The following is a 4130-nucleotide window of genomic DNA, read 5'->3' on the forward strand; positions in this document are numbered from 1 at the left end:
GCCGTCCGCTTCAGCACACTCGAGGCGATGTGCAGGGTCCTGCAGTGCCAGCCCGGGGACCTGCTCGAGTGGGTCGAGGACGAGCCCGGGGCGGACGCGGGGGCTGCGATGTCCGTGCCCGGAGAGGACGATGCATGAGGGGACGCGGCAGGTTCCTGCCCGCCGCGCCCGGGCCGGGCGCACCGGGGGACGCCGGTCTGTACGGCCCGGGGTCGACCGCGTGGCGGATCGCGCGGGAGCGGACCGTCCTGGCCGGTGGACCGGCTGCGCTCCTGCTGCAGGTGGCGCACCCCCTCGTCGCGGAGGGCGTCCGCGCCCACAGCGGCTTCGCGACCGATCCCCTCCAGCGGCTCCGCGGCACCCTCGACGCCGTCCTGACCGTCACGTTCGGCGACGACGCGCAGGTCCGCGCGGCCGCCGCCCACGTGGCCAGGAGGCACGAGACCGTCCAGGGCACGCTGCCCACCGCCAGTTCCTCGCTGCCCGCGGGGACCCGGTACAGCGCGAACGACCCGGACCTGGCCCTCTGGGTGTTCGCCACCCTGGCATGGACCGCCATCGAGGTCACGGAGGTCTTCCTCCGGCATGTCGGGCCCGAGGAGCGGGATGCGTACTACCGGGACATGACCCGGCTTGGGCGCGTGTTCGGTGTCCCGGACGCGCTCCTGCCCGCCGACTACCGCGGCCTCCGGAGCTACTTCGACCACCAGGTCCGTACCACCCTCGACGTCGGCGGTGCCGCCCGCTCGATCGCGCAGCAGATCCTCGCTCCGGATCCGCCGATCGTGCCGCCTCCGCTCCGCCCGGTGCCCGCCCTGCTCGCCGCCGGGATCCTCCCTCCCGCGCTGCGCGAGGCCTACGGGCTGCCGTGGCGGCGTCGGGACCGGATCGCCTTCGCGGTGATCCGCCGGGCCGTCCGGCATGCGGCCCCCCTGCTGCCGGCCGGGCTCCGCTACTGGCCCCACTACGGTGTGGCATGCCGCCGCCTGGCAGCTGACGGCGGCCGGCCGCAGCGGGCGGTTCGCCGCCGGAACCGGTGAGGTGCCCCCGGCTACCGGCGGACGGACACCGCCGGACTTTAGGACCGGCCCGTCCCGGGGATCAGCGCTCCGGGTGGCGGATCGTCGTCGTGACCGACACCACCTGCGGACGCGGCGGGGCGGAGCTGAAGCCGAACCGCACCGGAGGGCTCACGGGTGCGAGGGTGCCGAGATCCGCGTCCCGCCAGCTGGCCGTCGCCCCGGAGACGGCCCGCGCGGAGGTCACGCCGTAGTACTCGGTGCGCCCGTGTCCTGCCGAGCCGGCCGTGGCGATGCCCTTCACCAGGAGCGACGCCACGGGATTGATGAGCGCGAGCCAGCGGGGATGCGTCGCCAGGGGCCGCGGGACGATCCCCAGCAGGCGCCCGAGGAGCGTGACCGCGCCGATTCCGGCGACCACCCGCAGACCGCCGCCCTCGACGACGAGCCGGTCGGCCGTCAGGGTCGAGGTGACCGGCGAGAGCACGACGTCGTCGAACGTGTAGGTGGATCCGACGTAGTCCGCGATCTCCTGTGTGGGCGCGATCAGCGTGCGGTGTCCCGCGGCGTCCTCCAGCATGACGTCGGTGAACGCCCCGAAGGGGGAGGTGTCCCACCGGCCGATCACCAGCCGGGTACCCGAGGCGGTGCCGATGCCGGCGATGTGTCCTTCGAAGCGGTCCATGGCCCTATTGTGCACGCGCCCACCTCCGGACCGGACGGGCTTCGCGGAGCTCCCGCTCGCGTCACGCCCGGCATTTTTCGGCGCCCCCGGAGCCGCTCGGCTAAACTCGGACGGTAAGAGCCCCAGTGGCCGCACGTCGTGCGGCCGGTTGGGGCGTTCTGATGCACGGCGTGCTTGCCGCGGTTGCGCGGGGAGGGCCCGTACCGAATGGGGGAGGATCCCATGCCAGCAATCGTCATTGTCGGAGCCCAGTGGGGCGACGAGGGTAAGGGCAAGGCCACTGACCTGCTGGGCGGTCGGGTCGACTACGTCGTGAAGCCGAACGGTGGCAACAACGCCGGGCACACCGTCGTCGTCGGCGGCGAGAAGTACGAGCTGAAGCTCCTTCCCGCCGGCATCCTCAGCCCCAACGCCATCCCGATCATCGGCAACGGCTGCGTCATCAACCTCGAGGCCCTCTTCCAGGAGATCGACGGGCTCCAGGCCCGCGGCGCCGACACCTCCAAGCTGCGGGTGTCCGCCAACGCCCACCTCGTGGCGCCCTACCACCAGGTGCTGGACAAGGTGACCGAACGCTTCCTCGGCAAGCGTGCCATCGGCACCACCGGGCGCGGCATCGGTCCCGCGTACATGGACAAGGTGGCCCGGCTCGGCCTGCGCGTGCAGGACGTGTTCGACGAGTCGATCCTGCGCCAGAAGGTGGAGGGCTCCCTCAAGCAGAAGAACGAACTCCTCGTGAAGGTCTACAACCGGCGCGACGTCGAGGTCGAGGAGGTCGTGGAGTACTTCCTGTCCTTCGCCGAGCGGCTCAAGCCCCTCGTCATCGACTCCACCTTCGTGCTCAACGAGGCACTCGACGCCGGCAAGGTGGTCCTCATGGAGGGCGGCCAGGCGACCTTCCTCGACGTCGACCACGGCACCTACCCGTTCGTGACGTCCTCGAATCCCACGGCCGGCGGTGCGTCCGTCGGCTCCGGCATCGGTCCCACGCGCATCTCCCGCTCGATCGGCATCATCAAGGCCTACACCACGCGTGTCGGAGCCGGCCCGTTCCCCACGGAGCTCTTCGACGAGATGGGCCTGTACCTGCAGAAGACCGGCGGCGAGTTCGGCGTGAACACCGGCCGTCCGCGCCGGTGCGGCTGGTACGACGCCGTGCTGGCGCGCCACGCGTCGCGCGTCAACGGCTTCACCGACTACTTCGTCACCAAGCTCGACGTCCTCACGGGCATCGAGAGCATCCCGGTCTGCGTCGCGTACGACGTCGACGGCGTCCGCCACGACGAGATGCCCATGACCCAGACCGAGTTCCACCACGCGAAGCCGATCTTCGAGTACTTCGACGGCTGGACCGAGGACATCACGGGCGCTCGGACCATCGAGGACCTGCCGGACAATGCGCAGACCTACGTGCGGGCGCTCGAGAAGCTCTCCGGCACCCGGTTCTCCGCGATCGGCGTCGGTCCGGACCGCGACCAGACCATCGTGGTCAACGACCTGATCGGCGCCTGATCGGTACCTGATACTGGTCGGGGCGGTTCGCCCGGAGGTCGACGCCTAGAGGTTGACGGTGATGTCGGCGTCGTCGCGCAGTCGCGCGACCAGTGCCTGTGCGGCCTCGGAGGTCCTGCCCCCCGACAGCTGCTGGATGATCTGTTCGCGGACGTCCTCGAGCGGGGGAATCGGTGTCGCGGTATCGCCCCCGGCCTCCTGCTGCGCCTTCGCCGCGTCGTAGGCCTCCTGGATCTCCTGGTCGGTCGGCGTCGTGTCGCCGGCTTCCTCCGCCAGGAGCGTGTCGAGCTTCACCTGGTCCGTCAGCTGCTCGTCGAACTCGGCGTCGTCGATCCCCTGGTCGGCGAAAGCGGCCTTCAGCTCCTCCTCGGAGGCGAGCCCGCTCGTCTGCAGCAGCTCGTCGACGGCCGCGGCCCGTCCTTCGGGCGTCGCCGTGATGCCCCGCCGGTCGGCCTCCTGGCGCAGCAGCTCGGAGCTGACGAGGTTGTCCGCGACCGTCGTCTTCAGCAGGTCCTGATCGACCTCCTGGCCCGCGGCCTGCGCCTGGGCGGACGCCTGCGCGAACTGGCCCTCGTACGTGTCGGTGAAGAGGTCCCGGCCGATCTCGGTGCCGTTGACGACGGCGACGACCTCGGGGATGCCCTCGAGATCCGGTGCGGGCTGTGCCTCGCCCGGCGCTGCCGATACGGAAGCCGACGCCGATCCGGAAGCCGACGCCGATGCGTCTGCGCCCTCAGGCTCGCCCTCCGAACCGGTGCAGCCGCCGAGCACCAGGATCGAGGTGATGAAGGCGGCGGCCAGCAGCAGCCGCCTGCCCGCACCGGTCCTCCGGGCAGTGCTCATGACCGTTCCTTCCCTGCCGAGTCGTCAGGACCAGCATGCGACCCCGACCGCACCATCGTCCTACGGCGGGC

Annotated in this window: 5 protein-coding genes; 3 read left to right on the forward strand and 2 right to left on the reverse strand. The window is 71.3% G+C overall.

The window, feature by feature from the left end; all coding sequences use genetic code 11:
- Positions 1–138, forward strand: a 138-nt coding sequence (locus tag CVO76_RS01825) for a helix-turn-helix domain-containing protein (protein ID WP_208741667.1), incomplete at its 5' end; no start/stop codon positions are given.
- Positions 135–1040, forward strand: a complete 906-nt coding sequence (locus CVO76_RS01830; RefSeq protein WP_208740475.1) for an oxygenase MpaB family protein — start codon at positions 135–137, stop codon at positions 1038–1040. The genes CVO76_RS01825 and CVO76_RS01830, both read left to right, overlap by 4 nt.
- 61 nt (positions 1041–1101) lie before the next feature.
- On the opposite strand, the gene CVO76_RS01835 is transcribed toward CVO76_RS01830, so the two are convergent.
- Positions 1102–1704: a hypothetical protein gene (locus tag CVO76_RS01835; RefSeq protein ID WP_208740476.1), complete on the reverse strand. Its 603-nt coding sequence runs from the start codon at positions 1702–1704 to the stop codon at positions 1102–1104.
- A gap of 222 nt (positions 1705–1926) precedes the next feature.
- Here CVO76_RS01835 and CVO76_RS01840 point away from each other — a divergent pair, with 222 nt between their 5' ends.
- Positions 1927–3216, forward strand: a complete 1290-nt coding sequence (locus CVO76_RS01840; RefSeq protein WP_208740477.1) for an adenylosuccinate synthase — start codon at positions 1927–1929, stop codon at positions 3214–3216.
- Positions 3217–3261: 45 nt separating this feature from the next.
- Here the strand turns inward: CVO76_RS01840 and CVO76_RS01845 are convergent, their stop codons facing one another.
- Positions 3262–4059 (reverse strand): SurA N-terminal domain-containing protein, encoded by a 798-nt coding sequence (locus CVO76_RS01845; RefSeq protein ID WP_208740478.1) that lies wholly within the window; start codon positions 4057–4059, stop codon positions 3262–3264.
- Between the last annotated feature and the right edge of the window lie 71 nt (positions 4060–4130).

The sequence above is a fragment of the Arthrobacter agilis genome (assembly GCF_002953615.1).
GTDB lineage: Bacteria > Actinomycetota > Actinomycetes > Actinomycetales > Micrococcaceae > Arthrobacter_D > Arthrobacter_D agilis_B.

Excerpts from the sequence above, each read along its gene's own strand:
- CVO76_RS01830 (WP_208740475.1), top strand. The coding sequence starts at position 135 with ATGAGGGGACGCGGCAGGTTCCTGCCCGCCGCGCCCGGGCCGGGCGCA.
- CVO76_RS01835 (WP_208740476.1), bottom strand. The coding sequence starts at position 1,704 with ATGGACCGCTTCGAAGGACACATCGCCGGCATCGGCACCGCCTCGGGT.
- CVO76_RS01840 (WP_208740477.1), top strand. The coding sequence starts at position 1,927 with ATGCCAGCAATCGTCATTGTCGGAGCCCAGTGGGGCGACGAGGGTAAG.
- CVO76_RS01845 (WP_208740478.1), bottom strand. The coding sequence starts at position 4,059 with ATGAGCACTGCCCGGAGGACCGGTGCGGGCAGGCGGCTGCTGCTGGCC.